Source organism: Pseudomonas marginalis (assembly GCF_024169655.1).
Lineage (GTDB): Bacteria > Pseudomonadota > Gammaproteobacteria > Pseudomonadales > Pseudomonadaceae > Aquipseudomonas > Aquipseudomonas paraveronii.
This window is the reverse complement of the sequence record NZ_JALJWV010000001.1, coordinates 692,759-716,941: the sequence shown is the minus strand read 5'-3', so window position 1 is coordinate 716,941 and position 24,183 is coordinate 692,759. Positions and strand designations below refer to the sequence as shown.

Annotated in this window: 24 protein-coding genes and 1 tRNA gene; 15 read left to right on the top strand and 10 right to left on the bottom strand. The window is 53.9% G+C overall.

All coding sequences use genetic code 11. The features are described from left to right. Nucleotides 1-23 precede the first annotated feature (23 nt). Entirely contained in the window at nucleotides 24-2,117 is a 2,094-nt protein-coding gene (gene sctV / locus J2Y83_RS03070) for a type III secretion system export apparatus subunit SctV (RefSeq protein WP_253393289.1), read from the bottom strand. Next, nucleotides 2,114-3,172 (bottom strand): TyeA family type III secretion system gatekeeper subunit, encoded by a 1,059-nt coding sequence (locus J2Y83_RS03065; protein WP_253393288.1) that lies wholly within the window; start codon nucleotides 3,170-3,172, stop codon nucleotides 2,114-2,116. Before J2Y83_RS03065 ends, sctV begins: the two co-directional genes overlap by 4 nt. Before the next feature lie 263 nt (nucleotides 3,173-3,435). Between J2Y83_RS03065 and J2Y83_RS03060 the strand changes: the two genes are divergently transcribed. Continuing rightward, a complete protein-coding gene (locus J2Y83_RS03060) occupies nucleotides 3,436-3,987 on the top strand; it encodes an RNA polymerase sigma factor (RefSeq protein ID WP_253393287.1) in 552 nt (183 codons plus the stop codon). Between the two features lie 50 nt (nucleotides 3,988-4,037). On the opposite strand, the gene J2Y83_RS03055 is transcribed toward J2Y83_RS03060, so the two are convergent. Continuing rightward, on the bottom strand, nucleotides 4,038-5,234 hold the full coding sequence (locus J2Y83_RS03055) for an MFS transporter (RefSeq protein ID WP_253393286.1): 1,197 nt from the start codon (nucleotides 5,232-5,234) through the stop codon (nucleotides 4,038-4,040). Nucleotides 5,235-5,643: 409 nt separating this feature from the next. Between J2Y83_RS03055 and J2Y83_RS03050 the strand changes: the two genes are divergently transcribed. The 12 genes from J2Y83_RS03050 (at nucleotide 5,644) to J2Y83_RS02995 (ending at nucleotide 16,702) form a co-directional block, all read left to right on the top strand. Next, nucleotides 5,644-5,883, top strand: coding sequence for a hypothetical protein (locus J2Y83_RS03050; RefSeq protein WP_247405696.1), 240 nt, complete (start codon nucleotides 5,644-5,646; stop codon nucleotides 5,881-5,883). A 152-nt stretch (nucleotides 5,884-6,035) separates the two neighbouring features. Then, a tRNA-Met gene (locus tag J2Y83_RS03045) sits at nucleotides 6,036-6,112 on the top strand. Between the two features lie 166 nt (nucleotides 6,113-6,278). Then, nucleotides 6,279-7,520, top strand: coding sequence for a tyrosine-type recombinase/integrase (locus J2Y83_RS03040; protein WP_253393285.1), 1,242 nt, complete (start codon nucleotides 6,279-6,281; stop codon nucleotides 7,518-7,520). A 556-nt stretch (nucleotides 7,521-8,076) separates the two neighbouring features. Further along, nucleotides 8,077-8,394 (top strand): helix-turn-helix transcriptional regulator, encoded by a 318-nt coding sequence (locus J2Y83_RS03035; protein WP_253393284.1) that lies wholly within the window; start codon nucleotides 8,077-8,079, stop codon nucleotides 8,392-8,394. Continuing rightward, entirely contained in the window at nucleotides 8,391-8,696 is a 306-nt protein-coding gene (locus J2Y83_RS03030) for a hypothetical protein (protein WP_253393283.1), read from the top strand. The genes J2Y83_RS03035 and J2Y83_RS03030 overlap by 4 nt, the downstream gene beginning before the upstream one ends. Before the next feature lie 530 nt (nucleotides 8,697-9,226). Further along, entirely contained in the window at nucleotides 9,227-9,511 is a 285-nt protein-coding gene (locus J2Y83_RS03025) for a hypothetical protein (protein WP_253393282.1), read from the top strand. Then, nucleotides 9,508-9,780, top strand: a complete 273-nt coding sequence (locus tag J2Y83_RS03020) for a DUF3077 domain-containing protein (protein ID WP_017478646.1) — start codon at nucleotides 9,508-9,510, stop codon at nucleotides 9,778-9,780. Before J2Y83_RS03025 ends, J2Y83_RS03020 begins: the two co-directional genes overlap by 4 nt. Continuing rightward, on the top strand, nucleotides 9,777-12,665 hold the full coding sequence (locus J2Y83_RS03015) for a DUF927 domain-containing protein (protein WP_253393281.1): 2,889 nt from the start codon (nucleotides 9,777-9,779) through the stop codon (nucleotides 12,663-12,665). Before J2Y83_RS03020 ends, J2Y83_RS03015 begins: the two co-directional genes overlap by 4 nt. A 90-nt stretch (nucleotides 12,666-12,755) precedes the next feature. Continuing rightward, complete coding sequence (locus tag J2Y83_RS03010) at nucleotides 12,756-13,613, top strand: hypothetical protein (protein WP_253393280.1); 858 nt, start codon at nucleotides 12,756-12,758, stop codon at nucleotides 13,611-13,613. A 286-nt stretch (nucleotides 13,614-13,899) separates the two neighbouring features. Then, nucleotides 13,900-14,244, top strand: coding sequence for a hypothetical protein (locus J2Y83_RS03005; protein WP_253393279.1), 345 nt, complete (start codon nucleotides 13,900-13,902; stop codon nucleotides 14,242-14,244). A 39-nt stretch (nucleotides 14,245-14,283) separates the two neighbouring features. After that, entirely contained in the window at nucleotides 14,284-16,272 is a 1,989-nt protein-coding gene (locus J2Y83_RS03000; RefSeq protein ID WP_253393278.1) for a BbrUII/HgiDII family restriction enzyme, read from the top strand. Then, on the top strand, nucleotides 16,187-16,702 hold the full coding sequence (locus tag J2Y83_RS02995) for a very short patch repair endonuclease (RefSeq protein ID WP_437181027.1): 516 nt from the start codon (nucleotides 16,187-16,189) through the stop codon (nucleotides 16,700-16,702). The genes J2Y83_RS03000 and J2Y83_RS02995 overlap by 86 nt, the downstream gene beginning before the upstream one ends. Here the strand turns inward: J2Y83_RS02995 and J2Y83_RS02990 are convergent. Both J2Y83_RS02990 and J2Y83_RS02985 read right to left on the bottom strand, forming a co-directional pair. Next, the gene (locus J2Y83_RS02990; protein WP_253393277.1) at nucleotides 16,656-17,717 is read right to left on the bottom strand and encodes a DNA cytosine methyltransferase; all 1,062 of its coding nucleotides are present in this window, start codon (nucleotides 17,715-17,717) and stop codon (nucleotides 16,656-16,658) included. The genes J2Y83_RS02995 and J2Y83_RS02990 overlap by 47 nt on opposite strands. Nucleotides 17,718-17,796: 79 nt before the next feature. Further along, entirely contained in the window at nucleotides 17,797-18,102 is a 306-nt protein-coding gene (locus J2Y83_RS02985; RefSeq protein WP_253393276.1) for a hypothetical protein, read from the bottom strand. Nucleotides 18,103-18,632: 530 nt separating this feature from the next. Here J2Y83_RS02985 and J2Y83_RS02980 point away from each other — a divergent pair. Then, nucleotides 18,633-19,502 (top strand): hypothetical protein, encoded by an 870-nt coding sequence (locus J2Y83_RS02980; RefSeq protein WP_253393275.1) that lies wholly within the window; start codon nucleotides 18,633-18,635, stop codon nucleotides 19,500-19,502. A gap of 379 nt (nucleotides 19,503-19,881) precedes the next feature. Here J2Y83_RS02980 and J2Y83_RS02975 read toward each other — a convergent pair whose 3' ends face one another. From J2Y83_RS02975 to J2Y83_RS02965, 3 genes are all read right to left on the bottom strand, one after another. After that, nucleotides 19,882-20,736 (bottom strand): hypothetical protein, encoded by an 855-nt coding sequence (locus tag J2Y83_RS02975; RefSeq protein ID WP_307513645.1) that lies wholly within the window; start codon nucleotides 20,734-20,736, stop codon nucleotides 19,882-19,884. Beyond that, the gene (locus J2Y83_RS02970; RefSeq protein ID WP_253393273.1) at nucleotides 20,736-20,918 is read right to left on the bottom strand and encodes a hypothetical protein; all 183 of its coding nucleotides are present in this window, start codon (nucleotides 20,916-20,918) and stop codon (nucleotides 20,736-20,738) included. The genes J2Y83_RS02975 and J2Y83_RS02970 overlap by 1 nt, the downstream gene beginning before the upstream one ends. Before the next feature lie 1,082 nt (nucleotides 20,919-22,000). Further along, nucleotides 22,001-22,312: a hypothetical protein gene (locus J2Y83_RS02965; protein ID WP_098465727.1), complete on the bottom strand. Its 312-nt coding sequence runs from the start codon at nucleotides 22,310-22,312 to the stop codon at nucleotides 22,001-22,003. 345 nt (nucleotides 22,313-22,657) lie between these two features. On the opposite strand from J2Y83_RS02965, the gene J2Y83_RS02960 reads away from it, so the two are divergent. Next, the gene (locus tag J2Y83_RS02960; RefSeq protein ID WP_098465726.1) at nucleotides 22,658-22,879 is read left to right on the top strand and encodes a hypothetical protein; all 222 of its coding nucleotides are present in this window, start codon (nucleotides 22,658-22,660) and stop codon (nucleotides 22,877-22,879) included. 286 nt (nucleotides 22,880-23,165) lie between these two features. On the opposite strand, the gene J2Y83_RS02955 is transcribed toward J2Y83_RS02960, so the two are convergent. Together J2Y83_RS02955 and J2Y83_RS02950 are read right to left on the bottom strand one after the other, a co-directional pair. Beyond that, a complete protein-coding gene (locus J2Y83_RS02955) occupies nucleotides 23,166-23,606 on the bottom strand; it encodes a hypothetical protein (protein ID WP_253393272.1) in 441 nt (146 codons plus the stop codon). Further along, on the bottom strand, nucleotides 23,591-24,151 hold the full coding sequence (locus J2Y83_RS02950) for a hypothetical protein (protein WP_253393271.1): 561 nt from the start codon (nucleotides 24,149-24,151) through the stop codon (nucleotides 23,591-23,593). Before J2Y83_RS02950 ends, J2Y83_RS02955 begins: the two co-directional genes overlap by 16 nt. Nucleotides 24,152-24,183 lie beyond the last annotated feature (32 nt).

Here is a 24,183-nt window from a genome sequence, read left to right as displayed (position 1 = left end):
CGGCGCGGTTATATAGGTTGCGCTCATGCCGCCGCTCCTCGCATCAGCTCTTCCTGGCCAAGGTCAAAGCGCCCCAGCACCTTGACCTTGGAGGCGCTCCCCAGCTCAGCAAACGACAGCACCGGCACATGGCTGAACTCTTCAATCAGTAACGTGCGCAAGGGGCTGCGCAGGTCCTGGGCCACCAACATCACACTCTTGCTTTTGGGCCGCACGGAAAACGCTTGGTTAAGCAGGTTGACCAACGAAGCGCCGCTGTCGCTATCGAGGGCGAAGAACACCCCGGTCTGGGTCTGGCGCAGCGCCTCGCGCAGCACGTTTTCGGTCTGCGGCGACAACAGCCAGGCATGCAGGCCGTCCGCCTCGCTGTACTGGTGGAAAATCTGCGATTTAAGCGCAATGCGCGCGTAGTCCGCCAAGGCGTCCGGCTCACGTTCATGCTGGCCGTACTCGATCAACGACTCGACGATCAGGCGCACGGCACGCAACGGCACACCTTCACCCGCGAGGCGCTGCAGCACCGCCGAGAAGCGCGACAGCGGCATGATCCGCTGCAGCTCCTGCACCAGCTCCGGCTGGTTGTGCTCAAGCCAGCCGAGGATCGCCTTGCTCTCCTGAATCCCAAGAAACTGCGGGCCGCTGAGCATCATGGCCTGCTTCATGCGGTCGATGATCAGGCTGGTCGCGCTGAAGCGTTCCAACTGCGGGTCATCCAGCAGCGGATCGTCGGGCGGCAGCCACAGCCAGTCCTGCTCGTCGCGCTCGGCCAACCCCTGCACCGCGTGGGCCGGCTCGTCTGCCAGCGCCTTGCGTTCCACCGCCACCAGCATGACCACCGACGCCTTGATCATCGGCACTTCGTGGACGCAAAAACGCATCTCATCGTCGGCCAGCGAAGCATCGAGTTCGACTTCGAACGGCGGCAGCGTCAGGCCAATGTTGGCGACCATCGCATTGCGCGCCTGGCGAATCCCGTGGATGAGTTCCGTGACCTCGGGGGAGCCTTGCAGAACCGGTGAAAACTGCAACAGGTAGGGACGCGACGGATCGAACCCGCGCAAATCTTCCTCGCCGTTGTCTTCAGGGCGAACCACATCGGTGGCTTCCGCTTGCGGCTCTTCCTCGCGCTGGCGTTGACGCGCCAGGTAATAACCGAGGCTGCCCGTCATCATCGAAATGAGGATGAATACCAACGTAGGCATGCCAGGCAAGGCGGCAAAAGCCAGCATGCCCACCGACGCGATCATCCAGCTCTTGGGTTCGCTGGTCATCTGCCGGGCAATTTCCGCGCCCATGTTATTGGCACCCTTGCGCCCATCCGGCGCCGCACGGGTGATGATCATGCCGGCGGTCAGCGAGATCAGCAGCGCGGGAATTTGCGCAATCAGGCCGTCACCGATGGTCAGCACCGAATACAACGCCATCGAGTCGCCAGCGCTCATGCCGTGCTGGAACATCCCGGTGGAAAAACCGCCCAACAGGTTGATCACCACAATGACCAGCCCGGCAATCGCATCGCCTTTAACGAACTTCATCGCGCCGTCCATTGCGCCGAACAACTGGCTCTCGCGACCCAACTGCTCACGCTTGTCACGCGCCTGGCCGCCGTCGATCAAACCGGCACGCAGGTCGCTGTCGATGGACATCTGCTTGCCCGGCATCGCATCGAGACTGAAGCGCGCCGCCACTTCGGCCACCCGCTCCGAGCCCTTGGTAATCACCAGGAAGTTGACGAGCGTCAGGATCATGAAAATCACCAGCCCCACCGCCAGGTTACCGCCCACCACGAAGTTGCCGAACGCTTCCACGATGTCGCCCGCGTCCTGCTCCAACAGGATCAAACGCGTGGTGGCAATCGACAGCGCCAGACGAAACATGGTGGTCAGCAGCAAAATCGAGGGGAAGGAAGAGAACGCCAACGGCCCGGGCAAATACAGCGCCAGCACGATCAACAGGCAGGAAATACAGATATTCAGCGCAATCAGAATATCCACCAGCCAGGTCGGCAACGGCACGATGAAGATGAACACAATGGCCATGACCACCACCGCGCCCAATACTTCGGCACGCCGCGCCACCTTGAGCAGCACAGCGTTGATGGTCGCCAGCACCTTCATGCGCTGCCCCTCAATTCGCTGGCAATGTGGGTGTTGCCCCGCTCCACTCGTGTGAACTCGTCCATCACCAACAAGAATTTGTGCAAGGCCTCCTGGCGCCCGCGGCTGTCACGCCACAAGGTCTGAGGCAGGCGCTGGATCACCGGGTACAGGCCGTTGAGGGACACCAGTTGGCCGCTCGCCAGCTCGCCACCGAGGTCTTCGGCCAGGCGCAAGACCTCGCCCGAATCGACACCCGTGGAGGTATATCCCAACAGGCGCTGCAACAGACTCACCGAATCCTCATCGGTGCTCAGGCGCTCCAGCAATGCCTGGCAATTGGCTAACACCCCGCCCAACTGAGCGCAGCTTTGCAGCCCCAGCAGCAACGTGCGCAAACGCGCCGTGGGCACCGAGGGCGAATGCGCGGCGATGTCATCGGCCAGGGCGCGGCGCATCACTTTGAGGCCGTCAGCGAAGCGGTCACCGCCGAACAGGCCCAACAACGATTGCATCATCGTTGCCAAGGATTGGCGCGTGACCACACTGGCGTAATACAGCCCTCGCACGGCCTGGCGCTCTTGCGGGTCGCCGGCGGCCTGCTCCAGCGCGGAGGCAATGTTCAGGCCGGCCTGGATCTCGCCCCTGTAGCGCACCTGCAACCGATCGATCGCCTCTTGCGCCAAGGCCACCTCGGTGGCGTGTGCCTCGGCTTGCGCTGCCACATACTTGAGCACCACGAACGCGCGGGCCGAGTCGCCGCCGGTCAGCGCCAGCCACTTGTCCGTGCTGACGTTGTGCGCCAGTTGCGAACGCACCCGGCGCGCCATTGACGCGAGGGGCTCCTGGGCCGGATGGCCGAGCTGATCATAGAGCCGCACGAGCTGCTCGACGGCAGGTACCGTCAGGCCCATCGAGCGCCGGCTCAGCGCCTGATTATTGAGCGCGACCTCTTGATTGAAAACCTGCGCAATGTCATCGAAACCTGTCGCCGTGGCCGCTGTTTTGTCAGGGCTGACGCGGGGTGGGTCCACGCGTTGGAGCTGTTGCACATCGTTGAGCGATTCGACTTTCATGGGGCGGGCCAGGACGTAGAGTTTGTGTCCCTATGTGGCAAACGCAGGCTTTACGGTTCCAACAAATTTCCCCTCTGCGGTATTTTGAAATTACCGGCACAAACCCGCCTGGGCTTTTGCAAAAAACCGCACAGAATTCTCTGAATAAAAAATATTTATTTATATAAATCAACGTCTTGTGATTTTTTTCTGGTTGGCACAGCCGGTGCAAAAGGGGTTCCCGTCGAAACCATTTCGATCGCGTCCACCCTGAGGAAAAAATCATGGATATCCCTATTGGTGCTTTAGCTCACCTTGTTGGCGGCTCGCCTCAATTCATGCTCCACCTGACGGACGACCAGCAAAAGAAGCTCCGGCGTTTCATACACAAGCGCGTGCTCAACCCGGAAGATGCGGACGATATTCTGCAGTTGACGTACCTGGAGGCCTGGCGCAACAGAGAGCGTTTCAGTGGCCAGGCAACCCTTAGCACCTGGATGTGCGGCATTGCGCAGAACCTGATCCGCAACCACTTCCGGCGCATGTACGCCAAACCGGTACATTGCGAATTCGATGAAGCGCTGTGGCACGGCCAGGAAGACAGCCAGAATCTGGATTGGGAATTCGAGGTCAACCGCCGCCTGGAAAAAACCCTGGTCGCCATCAAGGACCTGCCCACCGAGATGCGTAAAACGCTGTACGCCTCGCTGGAAACCGACGGCAGCTATCAAGACACCGCCGATGCACTGGACATCCCCATCGGCACCGTGCGCTCACGCCTGTCACGGGCGCGCGAACACCTTAAGCGCGCCACGCGCACCCCGTTGCAACCGTAGCCCAGCCTAGCTGGCAACCGTTGGGCGAGAGGGATATCTGCCCAACCGTATCAGACCTTTTTCGTGCGCGGCAGCAAGATCGCCAGCAGCCCGAACAGCGGCAAGAACGCGCATAGCCGGTACACGTACTCGATGCCGCGACTATCCGCCAGGTGCCCCAGCAGCGCCGCACCGATCCCGCCAAAACCGAACATCAGCCCGAAGAACACCCCGGCGATCATTCCCACATTGCCCGGCACCAACTCCTGCGCGTACACCACAATCGCCGAGAACGCCGAGGCCAGCACGAAGCCGATGATCACGCTGAGCACGCTGGTCCAGAACAGGTCCACATGGGGCATCAACAACGTGAACGGCGCCGCGCCAAGGATCGAAAACCAGATCACCGCCTTACGCCCGATCCGGTCGCCAATCGGCCCGCCAAAGAACGTCCCCGCCGCCACCGCGCCGAGGAACAGGAACAGGTGCAACTGCGAACTGGCCACCGACAGGTCGAACTTCTCGATCAGGTAAAACGTGAAGTAACTGGTGATGCTCGCCATGTAGAAGTACTTGGAAAACACCAGCAGCCCCAGCACCACCAGCGCCGCCATCACGCGTTGCTTCGACAGCCCATGGGTCGCCGCCTGACCGGCCTTGAGCTTGAACAGGCTCAAGTGCGTGCGATACCAACGGCTGATCGCATACAGCAGCACCAGCGCAAAGACCGCGAACAGACCGAACCAGGCCACATTGCCCTGGCCGAACGGAATGATGATCGCCGCCGCCAGCAACGGGCCGAACGCCGAGCCCGCGTTGCCGCCGACCTGGAACGTCGACTGTGCCAGGCCATAGCGCCCGCCCGACGCCAGCCGCGCCACGCGGGACGCCTCCGGGTGAAAGGTCGACGAACCGATCCCGATCAACGCCGCCGCCAGCAAAATCAGCGGGAAGCTGCCGACCTGGGACATCATCACAATCCCCACCAGGGTGCAGACCATCCCGCACGGCAACAGAAACGGCTGGGGATGCCGATCGGTGTAATAACCCACCCACGGCTGCAACAGCGAAGCGGTGAGCTGGAACGTCAGGGTAATCAGCCCGACCTGGGTGAACGTCAGGCCATAGCTGGCCTTGAGCATCGGATAGATCGAGGGCAGCACTGACTGGATCAAGTCATTGATCAAATGCGCCAGCGCCACCGCGCCGATGATCCGCATGACCAGCGGGCTGGTTTGCCCGGCGGCGGGGGAATTGCCAAGAGCCATAAGAGGGTTCCGTACAGCGGGGGAATGCACAGGTGCAGGTGCGACAATGTGCCACTTTTACACGCAGCAAGGCTATCCCGTTAGGGAGCTAACGAGGTTGCGGTCATGCTTTGTAAAAGGCCAGCAGGGTGGATCGCTTTAATTTGAAGGACGTTTCCTAGACAATCCCCGGCGCCTTGTGCCTGTGGAAACCGCTGGCTAGTCTTCGATCCGTCACTGGAATCAGTGATCGGGTTTAGCAGCCCGTTTCAATAGACGCACGGTTCATGTCACCGCTTATGGTGGCTGTGCGTGGGGCACCTTCGGGTGCGCTGGTTTTCCTATTGACCGGTCTGCTAACCCGCGTACAGCTACCACCCCTCGTTTAGCAGCGTGGGGGGTCGCTCTCTCGTTCAATAGGAGTTACACCATGACCAAAGCACTCCCCGATCCGCCCATCGACTGCCTCGCCGTCAACGAACACCTCAGCTTCGAAGACGCCCAGCTCTACATCGCCCACCTGATCCACAGCGCCTCGGCCACCGTGCTGGACTGCGGCGACCACCTGCCCCCCCACGACCGCGCCAAAATCCACGCCGTGTGGCACCTGCTGGAAATGGCCAAAACCGTGGTCGACCGCTCCATCGACTGCATGCCCCGCACGTCCTGACCGTCAACGCCGATCAACTGCGGGAGACCTGCAAATCCCCCGCCACCCGTCGGCCCAGCCGGGGCTTTTCGTTAAACAGTTGAAAGCGTAGATAAAAATTCAATAAAAACGCTTGACGCTTTGTCGTTCTCCGCGAATAATGCGCGCCACTTGGCTACATAGCTCAGTTGGTTAGAGCATAGCATTCATAATGCTGGGGTCCGGGGTTCAAGTCCCTGTGTAGCCACCAAGTACCGATCCATAGATGTCTACAGCAGTCTATGAATCACCTCAAGAAGCCCGCCTCGTGCGGGCTTTCTTGTTTCTGGCTGTCCACCTCTATCTACCCCTATCCTTCCCCACCGTGTATGCCCACGTGTATGATTCATAAATAATTGAACTGAAGGCATACAAGGATGAAACGCACCGACATCAAGCGGCGCCCTCTCGCTGACACTACACTTTCCAGCCTGGAGCCTGAGGCCGGGGCATACCGCGAACTAGACAGCCCAGGGCTGTATTTCAGGGTCAAGCCAAACGGCCAAAAGTCCTGGGAGTTACGCTACAAGAAGCCGGACGGAAAATGGTCATGGCTTGGTCTTGGTGGCTACCCAGAAGTGGGCGGCGCTTTCGCTCGACAGAAAGCAGCTGATCTACGCGCAGACGCATCGGAAGGTAAGAACCCGATCACCTCCAAGAAAGCTCGCCAAGCCGCCGAGATCGATGCGGCCAACGACACCTTTGAAGCAATGGCAAGGGAGTGGCACACGTCTCGCCTGAGCGGCTGGGATGCTGGTACGGCCAAAAGGATACTTGGCGCACTCGAACGCCATGTATTCCCCTCGCTCGGTAAACGTCCCTACACCTCAATCATGTCAATGGAGTGGATGGAGCTATTGAGAGGTCTTGAACGTCAGGGGATTCTGGAACAGATGAGCCGTGTGAGGGCTTACTGCAAAGATATTTATGACCTGGCTCGCGTGACGGGCAGAGCCGTCAACAATCCTTTGGAGGGTGTGCATAAATTTCTGTCCTCGGGAAAGGCAGAGAACTACGCACACGTCTCCCCCGATGAGCTTCCAGGGTTACTCCGAGCGATACGCTCCTATCCCCACGCCAAAGATGTTCAGCTTGGCCTAAGGCTGTTGACCCTGATGGCTGTACGCCCCAGCGAACTCCGAGAAGCACATTGGGTAGAGTTCGATTTCGACAAGAGGCTGTGGACCGTTCCAGTCGAGCGCAAGGGTCGCAAGAAAGGTCGTGAGCACCTGGTGCCACTATGCACTCAAGCAGTGGAAGCACTAGTAGAGCTTCGGCAAATAACCGGCGCTTACCCACTCCTGTTTCCAGGTAGAAGCGACCGCACTAAACCCCGCAGCGATACCGTATTCCTAATGGCACTCAGACGCCTTGGTTACGAGGGCCGCCAGACCGGCCATGGCTTCCGCCACATCGCCAGCACGATCCTCAACGAGCACGGATATCCAGCTGACCATATCGAGGCCCAACTCAGCCACAAGGCACAAGGCGTTCGAGGGATTTACAACAAGGCTCAGTACCTTGAGCAACGCACACAGATGATGCAGTGGTACGCCGATCATCTCGATTCCCTAGAAGCCGGGAATGTAGTGCAGGGTCAATTTGGGAAGGCAGTGTGAGAGCACTTACCATGCCCCCCTCTAAATCCGGTGTAACGCGTGTTACTCGTGTAACGCCATTCGCCAAGTGCCCGGATTCATTGGCTTTCACGCCCGTTACACAGTTGAGCGACATAGCGTACATCCGATGTAACGCTACCCCAACGTGTAACGCAAAAGTCAGCGCTCAGGTGCTGCGGGCAGGCGTTTTTCGCCCGAGCCTACCAAGCGACCTTCGCTGGCTCCGCCCTTCAAGCGCAGGGCGTGGGACTTTCGGTTACACCGCGCCTGAGACACTTGGCAATGACTGATCGCCAAACCGTACTGCATTCGGCGCGAAGCAGCGGCCTGCTCAAATCTCTCTCAGCGCAACCGCTCTATGATCTCTGCCGTGGACAGGTCGCTGACGCCTGCCACCTGATCGACCAGTGCTAGCTGCGCAATTACTAAACCGCCGCGTTCACCCTGCGTTGCCCCCATATTGACTACACATTGATCGGTCTAGGGGAAAAGTGGTTTTCTTCGTCTAGATAAATGTATAGATAGATACCCCTGTATCCATAACCAGGGGTTATCCATGAAAGACCACACCCGCAAGTACGCAAATCCCACCGAAATCCGCTCTTACGAAACGAGCAATCTGAGCGCCAAGCGAACCAGTCATCCTGCTGCAGATCCTTCAGCGATTTTGATCCGTATGCCGGAAGTAATGGGCATAGTCGGGTTAGCACGTCCAACGATTTACAAACTTATGCAGCAAGCGGATAGCGGCTTCCCACTTCCAGTAAAACTAAGCGGTAGTAGCGCCCGTAGCGCTCCCGTCGCATGGGTACTGGCTGAAGTTTTAGATTGGACGCGTGCACGAATCGCAGCTCGAGACAGGGTGGCGGCATGAAAAATCGTGTCGCCAATAGGGCCATCTTGCAGCCCTTTTCTGTACTCAGAACAGTCGGATTTACCCCTCGGTGGATGCAACGCTTCGAACGCTACCGTACAGAGCAAAAACGCCTGAGCCGGGACGTTTTGGTGATGCGCTGGGCAGACGGCATCTGGTGCGTATTGTCAGTTCCTTGCCAAGCCCCGCAAGCAATCATCGTCGACGAAGGCCAACAGATATACGCCTACGAGGATGCACGCGCTTGCCTCGATAGCGACTTCTTGCCCTTTGTTTCCCTGAGCTGGGAAATCCATGCCTGAAATGAAAACGCCCCCGGCGGCAACCGGAGGCGTTGAGGTAAATCTACATGCCTGATCAATTTATGCCGCATCGAAAAAATCCGCAAGTGATCCGCACAGTTGCACTTTCAAAAACCGGGCGTTACTCTCTGGCTGTCGCTGCAAATTCAGCGACCGGGTTTGGCGACCCGGATAGAAAAGGCGCACAGGCGCCCCCATACCGATTGCAGGCGCTTTTTTTGTGCCCGCATTCCTATTTTATGGTGGCTGTGCGTGGGAGACCTTCGGGTCTGCCGGGTTCCTTTTCCCCGGTTCGCCAACCTGCGCACAGCTGCCACCCTAATTCGTTTGGCGACGATCAGTGGCAGCTCCTACACAGAAAAGGAGCTACACCACATGCACGCCCTCAATCCGTCCAAAATTCGCGCAGCCGCTCATCGAGCAATGGCTCTCGCGGCTTTACACGCCAACTCCAGCCTCGCTACACGCCTTTCCCGTTACAACGCCCATATGTCCAAGGCTCGCGCCCTGGAAGCCGCAGGGGGTGCCCAATGAGCATGCTCCCAGGCTTTGCACTACCCGAGGATCTGCTCTGCGTCAGCCAAGACGCCGAAGCCGGTCTGCCTATCGACGCCATCACCTGTGCGCTCGACCGTGCCGATTCAGTTCTCATGCTGTTGGAAGATCACTTGGACGGCGATAAACCCCTGCTATCCAACCGCGTGCTGTCGTCTGTTATTTGGGACGTTCGCGGCACCTTGGGTTTGATCAAAACACTCACCATGTACGGTGATGCCTCTTCTGTGCCGATGGACCAGAAAGGCGGTGCGCTATGACCCACTCCAGCACGCGTGGACGCTCCGAGTTTTCCCCTGCCAACGGTAACGGCCAAAACCTGTTTCGGGTAAATGCCGGTATCCCGCTGGAGGACGCACTTGAAGCCGTCTCCCAGATTCTGCACCACGCCAATCAACTGATCCTCGATGCCGCCATCAGCGATGCGGGCGAGCGTTTTAGCTGGCCTGCGTTCTACCTCGGCGAGATGGCCAAGGCGCTGATCGACGACGTGAACGAGGCGCTGCTTGAGTCGAGGACCGCACCATGAATCAGCGCACCGGCAACACCTCAAAACGTCCGAGCTTTGCCGACGTAAAAAGTGCCGCACTGAAGAACATCGACCGTGTGCTTGCTCACTGGCTGCCGAACGGCAAACGCGTTGATGGAGGCAAGGAATACACCGCACCTAATCCGACGCGTTCAGACAAGCGCGCTGGCTCGCTCAAGATCAATTTGAGCAAAGGCACCTGGGCGGATTTTGCCACCGGCGATAAGGGCGGCGACCTGATCGACCTGGTGCGTTACATCGACGGCGGCACGGACGTTGATGCCTGTAAAAAACTGGCAGATCTGCTCAGCGTTTCCGCAGGATCTGCAACCACCAAAAGCACACCAGCCAAGAGCGCAACGCCGGAGTGGATTGCGATTCAACCGATCCCGGCCGAGGCCATGAACAAGTGCCCTGCCAAACACCGGCAACACGGTGTTCCGTCCAAGGTGTGGATCTATCGTGATGCCCAGGGCCAGCCGGTCATGGCGCTGTATCGCTTCGACCTGGACCCAGATGAAGACGGCAAGCCGCGAAAGGTCTTTGCGCCGTTGACCTGGTGCAAGCGCTCCGATGGGCAAACCACACAATGGCGCTGGCAAGGGTTGCCGGAGCCTCGGCCATTGCTGCGCCTGCATGAACTGGCACAGCGGGCCGATGCGCCAGTGGTGTTATGTGAAGGCGAAAAGGCTGCTGACGCCGCCGCTGAACTGATGCCCAACCACGTAGCCACCTGCTGGCCGAACGGCTCGAACTCCTGGCACAAGGCCGATCTGACGCCCCTCAAAGGGCGCGCTGTGGTGCTGTGGCCGGATAACGATGCCAGCGGCAAGACCTGCATGGACTCCATCGAGCTCAAGCTGACTGAGCTGGGCGCCGCTTCAATGCAACGAATCTCGCTCGACGTGTTCAAGCTCAAGCCAAGCAGCAAAGGCGGCAAACCGACGCTCATCAAGGGTGGAAAATGGGCGGACGGAGACGATGCAGCGGATGCGTTAGCCAAAGGCTGGACCGCTGGCCACGTCGCCGAGCTGGTGCACAACGGCGAGTTTTTCGGCAGTGTTGCTGAGCCCACTGAGCCTCAAGAACCAAAGACCAAGGTCCCCGCCAAACGCCCTGCGAAATCGAAAAATGATCTGTTGCCGGGCGGCTTTCGGCTGACGCCTGAAGGGGTGTTTTATTCCGGCGATGATGGTGAGGCGCGCCCCGTGTGTTCGCCTCTCGAAATCATCGCTCGCACTCGCGACGACAAGGGCCACAACTGGGGTTTGTTGGTCGAGTTTGATGACCCGGACGGCGCCAAAAAACGCTGGAACATTCCGGCCCGAACCATGACCGGCGACTTCGGTAAGGACGTACTTGGTCCACTGGTAGACATGGGCCTGCGCCTTGCCGGAAGTCGATCAGGGCGCAATGCCCGCAATGACCTGCAAAGCTATCTCGGCGGCTTCGACAGCGCCCAGCGCGCACGCTTGGTAACGCGTTTGGGCTGGCACGACAACGCGTTTCTATTGCCCGAACAACAGATCGGCTCACACGCCGAACACCTGCATTTTTATGAAGCCGGTGCCCAGTTGCCACCGATCAGCGAGGCAGGATCTCTGGAGCAATGGCAGCAGCAAATCGGCGCGTTGTGCGTTGGCAACCACCGATTGGCGTTTGTCGTCTCTGTGGCCTTTGCGGGGCCTCTGCTGAACCTGCTTGGGCATGAGTCGGGCGGCTTCCACCTCTACGGCGACAGCTCCGGCGGCAAGACCACCCACTTGCAGGTCGCTGCCTCGGTCTATGGCGGGCCGCGTCTGGTGCGTTCGTGGCGCTCCACGGATAACGCCCTGGAGTCCATTGCCGCCGCACACTCAGACGGCCTCCTGGTGCTTGATGAAATCGGTATGTGTGACCCGCGCATCATTGGCGAAACGGTGTACATGCTCGGCAATGGCACCGGCAAAGCCCGGGCGAATGACCGAGGACAAGCGGGCCGACAGGTGCAGGAATGGCGCTTGCTGTTTCTCTCGACCGGCGAGAAGACGTTGGCGCAGCACATGGCGGATGCCAACAAGGAGCTGAAAGCGGGTATGGAGGTGCGCATGCTCGCAGTACCTGCGGATGCGAGTAAAGGTCTCGGCATGTTCGATGTGCTGAACGGTTTTGAGGACGCTGCCGCCCTCTCCGATGCGCTCAAGGCGCGTGTAGCCAAATACTACGGCACGCCCCTTGCTGCCTTCCTGCACGCACTGTGTGCGCCTGGCGAAATGCTCAGGTGGTCGGTGATCGTTCGCCATACGGTGGAGCAGTTCATCACCCAAAACCTGCCCGCCTCGGCCAGCGGACAAGCCCAGCGCGCCGCGCTTCGCTTCGGCCTCGCGGCAGCAGCCGGAGAGTTGGCTACCGCCTTCGGCGTCACCGGCTGGCCGGACGGTACGGCCACGACCGCCGCACGTGTGTGCCTGCATGCGTGGCTGGCCGAACGCGGCGGCGCCGGTAACTTCGAGGGTGACGCGATCTTGGCCCGGCTACGCCAAGTCATCGAGCGATTTGGAGAAAGCCGCTTTACCCGTTGGGAATCTGCCGCCGCCAAGATCGATGAACACGGCCCACGCACGATTGATCGGTTGGGCTTTCGCAAGACGATGGAACATGGCATGGGCGACGCCCTGCACACCACCAACACCTACTACGTGTTGCCCGAAGCGTGGCGCTCCGAAATCTTCCGAGGCATGAACCTGAGTGCGGTTAACAAAGAGCTCCTGCGACGAGGCGTTTTAGAGCCAGGAAGGGATGGCAAAGCTTCGACCGCAGTGCGACTACCGGGGCTGGGCTTGCAGCGCTGCTATGTAGTTGTCGCAGTGCCAGAACAAGGTGATCACGGCGCCCAGGCGGCCTAACAACGGCCATGCCATGAGGAATGCAGGCTCACCTTGGCCTGGCCCGCCAGCGAAAAAAACCAATCAACCTTTCGCCTTTAGGATCCCATCATGAACCAGCTAAAACAGCAACAAGTCGCCTTGATTCAAGAACTGGAAACCCTGGAAGAAAGCCTGCCGCAACTGGAGGCCGAGTGGCGCAATGCACCAAGCGGATACAGTGCTAATGGCAACGTAATTGGAAGCCCTGAGAGCCGCGAGGCTATGGAAAAATCATCAAGCGTCAAAGCCCGCATACATGCAATTCCAGGCGAACTCGCAACAATTGATCGGAAGATCCAACACCTGGAGCGCTTGGAAAAAATTGATCAGATCAAAGCTGACGCTATTCAAGCAATGACCGATGTAACCGTTGAAATCGAAGCGCTTGAACGAAAAAAAGCGCACCTGAGTGAGCGGTTTCAGACTATTCAATCGGAAGCCGATCAAGCCCTGGAAAAAGCGCAACAGGCCGAGCGTGACGCGGCAACGTCCTACGCTAAAAGCCTCGCAAGCGGCGATGCCGAAGGGGAAAAATCAGCAAGCAGCGAAATGCAAAAGGCGGCTAAGCAATTGACAACGACGGACGAGCAGGTCAGAAGGCAAGACCTGATTCTCGGTGCTCTGCAAGTCGAGCTTGATACCCTCGAAATCCAAATCACGAATGCACGCCAACATGGAGATGAAGCCAAGACAGCAGCATTGAGCGCGGTTGGGTTTGCATTGGATGAGGAGTGGAACGCGGCGACCGAGCAACTGCTCGCTGTAGGCGCACGAATACTTGCCGTCAGCTATCAAAAAGGCGGAATGGGTGATGCGTTGTCTGGGCTTGAGGTGCCCCGCTTCGGTCCCTTCCATTCGAGACTTGAGCGCTCCGATTTGGCAGCGGTCGCCCGTAACATCTCCCTAGAGGAATTACTGGACGCGTAATCCCCGAAGTAGCCCGCTCTCGCGGGCTGTTTCACCCTATTCTGCCCCTTCCCCTCGGTCTATCGGCCACGCACAGCGCTCAGAGAACTCACTAGAGGTGATTGATGACACCCGCAACTGCTTTTCCAGAAAAGCTAGGGTGAACACGCATATCACGATCCAAGGACTCTTTGGGCAAAAGAAATGCCGTGCAATTTCAATCCCTACGCGCAGGTTGGCAGGCAGTTGTCGCTGATGCCAAAAGGCTGGCATTATCCGCTCCATCACGAACGGAAGGATTCTATTGATGGAGGAGCTCTGGGGAGGGTTGGAACTGCCAGGCATAAATCTCCCGGTATGGAGGAGAACTTTCTATGCCTTTCAGAAAGACGCCTCAATTTTCGTAGTAGGAGGCACTATTGAAAGCGACTCTCTTACCCCTGGCTTACCCAAAACCATGATGACATTCACGTTATCTTGCGAAAATTTAAATTTTGAGCGACTGCTGGCTAAGTGGCCGTACAGCTTACTTTCACATAAAAAACATAATGCTCACCGAATCAAAGTTTTAGAGAATCTATATTCACCTCCTCAAAAGGAACTAAAAAAGCGAACCACCAATTTAAAATTTTTAGCACCTTTAGCGGCATGAAATAGCGGCATAAAAAATCTTACAAGGGAATGAAGATCCATGAGCAACGAAAACGACAACGAAGAACATCCGCTAAAGTTAGAGCTTGACTTGAACGTTTTAAATCATCTCGGCATTAACCTATACAGTAACACGCCTGCAGTTCTTACGGAAATTGTTGCGAACGCATGGGACGCGGACGCCAACAATGTTGATGTGGTCATTGATAGCAGTTTGAATACGATTACCATCACCGATGACGGCATCGGGATGGACTATGTTGATCTTAAGACGAAATTCCTAACTGTGGGCTACCCCAGGAGGGATTATGGTGAAACTCAAACACCCAGTGGTAGACAGTGCATGGGAAGGAAAGGAATTGGCAAGCTCGCCATGTTCTCCCTAGCAAAAAATATTGTCGTTATCACCAAGAAATCCGGCTCAAACCCGTATGGGTTAATTTTCTCAGTTGAAGATCTCAAAGAGAAGATTAAGGACAAGAAAGAATATATACCAACGAGAGTTTCGGATTTTTCCAAATATGAAATCCCAGCAAGCGGCACAATAATCAAACTTATCAATCTTCAACAAAGAGTAAATAGGACCGAATCATTTTTGCGGCGTAGAATTGCACGTCGGTTCAGTGTTATAGGTGCAACTAACAACTTCAACGTACAGGTCAACAACACTTCCATTGGACTAGCAGATCGGGAGTTCTATCCAGACATTCAATTTCTTTGGACCTTTGGCGACGAAAAGAAAGCGGCAATAACCAGAGCTGCTTGTAGAAACCTAAAAGAAAAATACCATTGGCACTTTGAGGGCAAGACATCTGGCGGCATGTCGGTAGATGGCTTTATCGGCAGTGTAGTTAAGCCCGAACAGCTCAAGAAGGATGGTGATAACAACAACACCATTACACTTTTAGCTAATGGACGCCTATTCGAAGAAGACTTACAGAAACGTATTGATGACTCAAAGGTTTTTAACAGCTATCTAGTTGGCGAGCTAGAAGTCAATGATCTTGACTTGAATGATCGTCCTGATATAGCGGTAAGTAGCCGTCAAGGAGTTCAAGAAGATGATCCACGCTATCAAGATTTTATAGGCTACATTAAATCACGCCTAAGTGATATTGCTGGCAATTGGGACACATGGCGACGCGAGATTGGTGGCGCCCAGATGGTTGCAGAATTTCCAAAGCTCCAAGAGTGGCTTGACACTCTTTCGAAGAGGCATAAGTCAAAAGCTCAACAGCTTATAAATAAAATTAACACCATACGCTTCAATGGCACAGAAGAATATCAGAAAACCCAAAGACGAGAAGTGGTTAAAGCACAAGTCTTAGCCTTTGAAAAACTTAGACTTCAGGACAACCTAGACGCTATCGCTAATATTGACGTAGAGCGAAATGTATCCGAGTTTCGAGAAATAATGATTACAGTCGAGGATTTGGAAGCCTCGCTCCATAGAGATATTATTTCTCAGCGATTAGCGGTAATAAAGAAGCTTGATGATGATCAGCAGAATAAAGTACGTGAAGTAGTGGTACAGGAGCACATATATAACCATCTATGGCTCGTTGACTCAAAATGGGAATACAAAGAGAGCGCAACTGATTGGGAGCTTAGATTAACTGCTCATCTCCGCGCAGCCTGCCCCGACACAACCGAAGGCGCAAGGCTCGACATTGGTTACAGGACCACCGCAGGTAGATATATAGTCATTGAGCTAAAGAAGCCCGGCTTGACTGTCTCGGCTAGCTCTTTACTAGATCAGGGCGAAAAATATGTAATGGCGTTAAGTGATTATTTTGAGAGGAATCCGGACTCCTCACCAATCCAGGGTCAATCCCCATCAATTGATGTGGTTTTCATCGTTGATAAAGCCCCAATTTTGCATGAGATACATCGAGGAAGGCTTCGCAACATGAGCGGCCGTATCACCACATATAAAGACCTAGTTGTGCAAGCCAATTCAGCTTACGAGGACTATTTACAAGCATCACAAAAGGTCGGACGCATTAGGGAGATCATTGAAAATATTTAAAGAAACTAGTGTTTCACTCTCCCGATCCGCCATCATGAGGCGCGTCGGGAGACAAAATACCAAGCCTGAGTTGATCGTTCGATCAAGGCTGCACGCACTGGGATTGCGGTTCCGTCTCCACAGAAGAGACTTACCAGGATCGCCAGACAGAGTGCTATCAAAATATCGTACTGCTATTTTTGTACATGGCTGCTTTTGGCACCGGCATACCAACTGCGAATACACTACCCCCCCCAAAACACGCCAAGAGTTCTGGCTTTCAAAATTCGAGGCTAATATGAATCGCGATGAACGAAAGGAAGCCCAACTCCAAGAGTTGGGCTGGAAAGTATTAGTTGTTTGGGAGTGCGAAACGAGGGCCCTAGATACCTTGGAGGCGCGCCTCAGAGTTGAGTTCGGCATGCAACTCGCTGAAGCTCATACTCCCTAACGTGGCTCATCAGGCTTTCACCGATCACCTCTCCCAATCGCACAGGCACAGCGTTACCGATCATGCGGCCTACTGCCTTGAAAGTAATCTGGTCCGGCGCCATGAAAACGTAATCATCAGGAAAGGACTGCAGAATTGCCGCCTCTCGCAATGATAGCGCCCTCGCCTGTTCTGGATGGCCAAAACGGCCATTACCGAAACCGAAGCAGAGTGTTGTCATTGTTGGGCTTGGCTCATCCGCACGCATGCGGCCGTAAACATTAGCGTAAGTCTTGCCGCTCTCTTTACGATGGCACTCCGCGACCAACTCTTTTGGCCAGTCCTTCCAAGTTCCACCTGGCCTTGAATGAATGATGCGTTTCAAGTTGAGCGGCGAAAGCGTGGCAGAACGATGAAGAGGATCGTTAGGATCACATTGCCCTGCGGCAATATGCGGCAAGTGCCCGATGACACTATCAACCGTGACAGGCGCGTCCTTGTGAGTAGGTGGAATAAGGCTGATTGGGAAGCCCAGCTTTGATGCCAGCAAAACGTGCCGCCGCCGCTTCTGTGGCAGCCCATAATCCACGCAAGAAACTCGCCCGTCCCAGATTTCGTAACCCTTATCCTCAATGCTTTTCACAAAATCCCGATAGACCTGGTGCTTAGTCACATCAGGCACATTTTCCATCGTGACAAGATGAGGCTCAGTTTCTTCGATCAATCTAGCGAAATGGTAGAGCAACGGCCATTTTCGATCAGTGCGGGTATCACGCCCCTGATTGTAAGTGGAGAACGGCTGGCAAGGCGCGCAGCCAGCTAGCAACCGATAGCGCTCCGGACGGTACCAGGCCAGCAATTCCTCGGCTGTAACGTCCTTGACATCGCCGGCTATAAATGCGGCTCCATTGTTCTCCCGGTAAGCATATTCGCACTGGGTCTCAATGTCGTAACCGGCCCTTACTGAGATACCGGCATTGAGCATGCCAGCGGTTAGGCCACCGGCACCACAGAAAAGGTCTACTGCATCGATCATCGGGACTGTCTTCTTTCAAGCGAGGCGCATTTTAATCATGCGCGGCGTCATGTCGAGTGGGGAAAGCAAATTTGTGTTGCTAAGCCCACCCATCCTGCAGGCGGAGCTCGACTTCATCCTTGAGGATAACGCCTGTCGGGAAGCTGCTGATCATAAAACCTATCAAGCTTGCCGCATCAATTTTCAGATACTCAATGATCTCAACGTCCCACGCAAATGATCCATGCTCAGTTTCCAGCTCAAATGGAAACACTATCCTCACCCAATCGTTCTCTGAACGCTCAACCTCATAGCTATCAAGCCCTACGAGGTTTTCCGTCAGTAGGGGGTACTCTCGCCCATCATGGAGATAGCTACCGTCTGCGCCTCGTTCGATCCAATACATGCCCATCATCCTTATGTGTCTGTAATGCCCAATCATCGATGACGACAGAGTCGGAGTCAATCACCGTCATAGACTGGCGGCGTAGGGCAAGAGATTGACGTTACAGCCCTCTCTCCGAGGGTGGTGAATACCGCTCTTTCTCACATCTAGAATCAAAAATTGCGCACACTCTGTGTACCTGACCTCAGTTCCTCTCCTCAACCTAATTCGCCAACAGCTACGGCGGGCCGAGAGTGAAACACACGTGGACTCACAAAGCTTATCTTTCAGCCGCTATGGGAGCTTTAGACGCGCTGAGCGACCTTAGGGGGTTGCATAGTAGATCAACGGAAGTGGTCAACATTTGGGTGGCCTTGCGTGGCTAGCGTAACATCCCCAGGTATCTGACGATGCAAGAGCGATACTGTTAAGGTAAATAAAGTCTAGAAACTCGGAAAGTAGTAGCTTTCATCGTAGAACGGATCGAATCCATTCTGTTCGCGGTGCATACTCTATGAAGTGCGCACATGCATTGAAGAAGGAGGTAGCGTTTGAGCAAATTTACTAATAACAGAATTTATGACACCTTATTTGTACAGGGGAGGATGCCAGATAAATGTCTTCTCTGTGGTACAGGTGAATTAGAAGAAAAAGGTCATATCATCCCTAAATTTGTCATGCGCTGGCTAAAAAAAGCCAGCAACAAGAACGAATTCTTTTTAAACAATGATCCTTTGCTCAAAGTTTCAGATACGCCTGCGCTCAAAATTATGTGTACGGCCTGCGAGGATAAGGTTTCTCTTTTCGAGAAGCACTTCACAGACAACTACTACAAACGTTACTACCGTCGTAAGAAGGTGGAGCAGTTTACGGACGAGGTCTATTATTTTGCAGTTTCAGTGGCATGGCGTCTAATAGTCTCAACGGAAAGATTGAAAAGTACTGCCCAGGACGAGTTCGCTCAAAGCTATGGGGGAATGGAGCAGAGGGCGCGTGCGTATTTGCTAGATACGAGTAAAAAACCTGAACTTGATGTATACATATTGTCCGCTGAGCAAATTTTTAAAACCGTTGATGCGGGGCGAATTAAAGAAAATTTACTAAATTATTCTGTTTCTCATGGCCTAAAAGCTCACTCTTTGTATGACAGTAAACACGGCTTTATGATGACACCTCTTCCCATTCCTACAGTCAGTTTCAAAATAGGCGCCTATTATTTTTTTGTAGTGATGAGCCATTATTTCGAACATGCAGAATTTCAAGTGAATTGCATTCGACGTTCTAAACTAGAGCGTCTCTTTGAAGTAAATTGTACTGAAGATTTTTTAGGGTTCGCCAAATGGATAATGAACGATAGATTTTACGAGGTTGAAGTTTCTATGATGTCGTCAGAATATTACTCAAAGAGAAACTTGATGTAGTACTTCTTGATGAGCTGAAATCACTTTGTCATACATGCCGCGGGCGCTTCGTCAAATCGAAGCGCTCTCCCGGGCCCATCAGACTCGTCTCTAAATGCATCGTAATATTCAGGACGACGATGAACATAATCAATTGGGGAATGCCGACAGGATGTCTTCAGGCCATCGCTGACTTGTCCGCCACTGAAGAGCCTAGATTGATTCGCAAATTTAACCGGGTGGTCTAATTGGGGCAAAACCGAAAGGCATGCGCCTATTTACAAATTTAAGCTGCTAGATTGATTTCGTACAGTAACCAAACTGAAGTCGCTCTGGCAACAAACTGTTCTGTAATGGAGGATTTTATAGACGGGACTAGACTGTTTGCTGAAACATATACTCAAAGTCTTTCTAGGAATTTAGAAAGCCGCTCTAAAAATCCATCTTGCTGCTTCTCACCCTGCTTATCAGTGAGTTCTTGGCGAACTTTAAACTGATTCCAAATCTCGTCTTCAAACCGGCTCATCGAAACAATATTTTTCTGAGACAGCACAATCGTAAACCCGATTTCTCGGTTTTTTAACATCATATCCTCAATCACTGCGGAATAGTCCGTAGTGTATGTCACTTTGAGGGTATCCTTGTCTCTATACCCACTCATAGTTGGTACAATTTCAAAATCCTCATCCATCCCACCTGCTTCATGCAGATCGCCAATATCAGATACACGTCCGACGTACACCTTACGATCATCCATTGAAAACATATAGAGATTGTCTTCATCTCGCATAGATTTCATAAGTTGACGCGTCAGCGGCCGAGAGGGAACCTTTGAAGCTAAAATTAGCCCCCTGATGGATGTCGCCGGCGCGAGATACCGCAGCATGAGCAGCAGAGTGAATAAACGCGGGAATAACCAAGCCAGTAAAAATGAAAGTACGGATGCTTGTGCAAGAAAGGCCCATACTGGAGCCCCTTTAGCATCAGTTATCTCGTTATGTGTGAGAAAGCCTTTAACGTACTTTATGTAATCACTGTACTCGCCAAGCACAGGCAGAAGTAACTTATACTTACTCGCGTACATCAGCCCAAAGCTCGCAAGACAAGCAAAGGCAAAAATGATAACGCCAGTCTTAGCGATAAGCATATACAAAAGCTGACCGTCGTAACGGCTCATGGTGGCCTGACGATAAATACTTCCGTTGCAGAATAGATATCCGCTAACCAAAATTGGCAGAATGAGAAGAAGCCCCATCAGCCATTAGCCACGGTTTTCTTAGCTTTTTTGCTAGCTTCAATGAATCGCTCATTCATCAAAATTTCTCTGGAGTCGATTGACATTCCACCGCGATCGGTGACGCGCAACGTCTTCAGCTCGCGCAGCGAGTCAAGGATCTCCTTCTCTTGCTTGCTAGCCTTAAAAAGCAGTCCAAACATGTTCATTCTCCAGATTGGCTCGTGTAGAACTGTATACATACAGACCAATTCTTTTCACCTTAGGGCAAATTCTACCACAATGCCCCCAGCCCCCCGCATTTCTTGATCACCTCAGCCGCCTCAGGGTGATGGGGTGAGACCGTTGCCACACACGCTAAGCTCTTAAATCAGCGGTCCTCACCCGGCCTTTAGCGATTCTGCTTTTCAGATCTAAACACAGCATACGTTCGACATCGTTAAAAGCTCGTTGTCTCAACGGAAACGTAATATCGAACTGCCATTCTTTCAAGTATGCAGTTGAACGCAAGACCTCATAAGAAAATAGCGAACAAGAATTGATTAAAATCCATATAAATCAATAGGATAAATTTCAACGCAATACATGTATCCCCTGTGATACTCACTATGAGCCCCTAGCCCCTTGAGTGGATAAACCCTCAGCGATAAAGGTCATAGCCCGGTCTATCCGAAGCCAAAATCAAGCCCCATGAATCTGGATCTCATGGGGCCCCTGGCCATGTCGTTAACGCACGGGGCAAAGAACCCGCGCGTTCGTGTTAGCGGCTGGATTTTTTAAGTTGGTTGACAGGTTGACGTGGTTGACACCCATCACCATGGTTGACGCAATGAAGGTGTTCACTATCCGCAACAAATACAGCCACCTTTACCGAAGCTGTAACGATGGCCCTTTTTCTTCAAGATCCTTTCAATTTCAACGATTGAAATTTCAGTAACTTCCGGCACCTCCCACTAACTCGATCCCGCGGGTTTCATGCCCCGTGTAACGCGAAACCTCTCAGGGTCCCCAGCGTGATTTCCTCTCATCGAAAGGCGAATCCAGCGAAATTCGCTTGGTAGGCTCGAGCACAAAGCGCCTGCCCACAACACCCGGATGCTGACTTTAGCGTTACACGCAGGGGCAGCGTTACATCGGGGGTACGCTATGTCGCTCAACTGTGTAACAGGCATGAAGGCCAATGAATCCGGGCGTTTGGTGAAGGGCGTTACACTCGTAACACCGGTTACACCAGTTTTGGAGGGGGGCTGGATATGTGCTCTCACACTACCTTTCCAAATTGGCCCTACACCACGATGCAAAAAAGCAGCTTGATATCGGTAGTTTCGTTTTGGAGTTCGTGTTCATTTTGCGCCAGGGTCATGGAGGCTTTGGTCCAGCTATACGCCTCTGATGAAGAAAGCGCTGAAGTGTCAGTGGTGCCTTGGTGCATGTCTGAATGTCCCAACCTGCCGTCTGGATAGCGTAACCATCCCTCCCACCCCATCAGGATGGCGCCGGTTGCCTCCAGGAGTTGCAAAGCTGTGATCGCGTGAGGATAAGGAAGAACCAGTTCGCTTTGAGATACTGATAGCCGTTGCAAGTCAGCTAGGGTCATCGGGATATCCTTGTGTCATGCGTTCGGTTTTGGGTGTTGAGCCTGATTTAGTTTAAGCGGAAAAGGCCTAGCCGGCTGAGCGCGTATACAGACTATCAATGCATCACAGGATCGTCATTTGTTGGCCGTTTTTTGCCGATCAAGGCCACCCAGTGTGCTGGTCAAATCCGATGCAATCGACTGGTCAAGTCGAATGCAAATGGGTGGTCAAGTCCATGCAACTACGCACCTAGGGAATCCAGATGACCAGAGTGATTTCCGATCACCAGGTGGTGAGGACATCTGATATGCAATGCCACTGGCTCGAGGTAGATTGATTACCTGACAACACGGCGGGAGAACATCATGGAAGACACCCCTTTGCTTGCGTCATTACTCAAGCGCATGAATGAAAACCAACTGGCGCTGGGTGCAGCTATCGAGGAACTGTCAAACTGGGTTGAGCAAAGAGGATCTACAGAAGTGGCACAGAACATCCGAGGCGCACTAGAAACCCTGGATGGGAATGCAGGATTCATCACCCTTGCCCTCGCCTCACTGTCGGCAGAAGGTCGGGCAAAGAAGTGACTACCTGGCCGAATGGCTACACATCACCTACCACCTGGTGGTGCTTTACCTAGCGGGAATACCACTACATCCGTAGGCAGAAGCAAGCAGCGTGTATGCCTACATGTATGCCTAACTGACAGACACAATACAAAACCCTTTAAATACAGAGCGCTACAAGGCCAGTTCAAATGACTGTGTACCACCAAGTACCGATCCATAGACGTCTACAGCAGTCTATGAATCACCTCAAGAAGCCCGCCTAGTGCGGGCTTTCTTGTTTCTGGCTGTTCACCTCTGTCTCCCCCTATCCGGCCATGCTGCAAAAATAACGGCGATCATTGCTGAGCTGGGTTAGTGCACGGACTTGCCCACCTATTTGCATTCGACCGGACCAGTCATTTGCATCGGATTTGACCAGTACGATTCGTGGGCATGACCGGCAGAAATCGGCCGATTCTGTTGAAAAAGTCGCTTTGCCCGAACTGTCCCAATAGTGACTGATGAAAACACCTTTTCTGTACGTCGCTACGTGAAAACTGAGCCCACACAAACCTCTGCTGAATTTTAAGATTTCAATCTCAGGCGCCAATTTTTCTGTGCTGGCAACCAAGGCCGACTTTTTCAACAGAATCGGCCAAAAGCTGCCGTTCACCTGAGATAAATTTTGAACGTCCCAACGCTTGGAATGAGTCCCTCGTAGCCGCAAAACAAAGCCTGTTAACATGCCTCTCAACGCGTCGCACATTGACCTATCCGAAGAAAATCTTTAAGCGCCGCCTGATAGAGCGCCAATGGCTGATTGTCCGTATTGAATAGTGCAAACGGTATCATCGTGAGATGTGAAAACGACGTGGAGTTTATCGAGTAGGTTTTCTGCCTGCAAAAGCGCTGATCCTTATTCAATATAAAATCAAACTTGAAAAGGTTTGTCCGCGTACACCAACTGGGGATCAAACCCAGACTCAGGCCCGTCAAGTAATCTTGTCCGCAAGCGCCGCCAGATGAGAATTCCGAGATCTTTATTTCTAATGCCGGCAGGGTCGGGGCGGCAAGGCTGGAGCCCGTATCCTGTACATCGGGAATAACTTTGAGTGTCGCTGCGTATGCGTCCTTGCCGAAGCGACTGTCTTTCCATGGGGAGTTTATTGCGTAACTGAAGCTGGAGATGATTTCTTTTGTTTCGGGCTCAGCGGGTTCGTTGATTGTCGGCTGGGACGAATAAGATGTGCAGCCGGAACAGAGTATCGCAATGCTGACAAACACAAACCCGTTGGCTATTTTGCGACGCATACTCAGTTTTCCCTAACTATCAATTAGCCGAC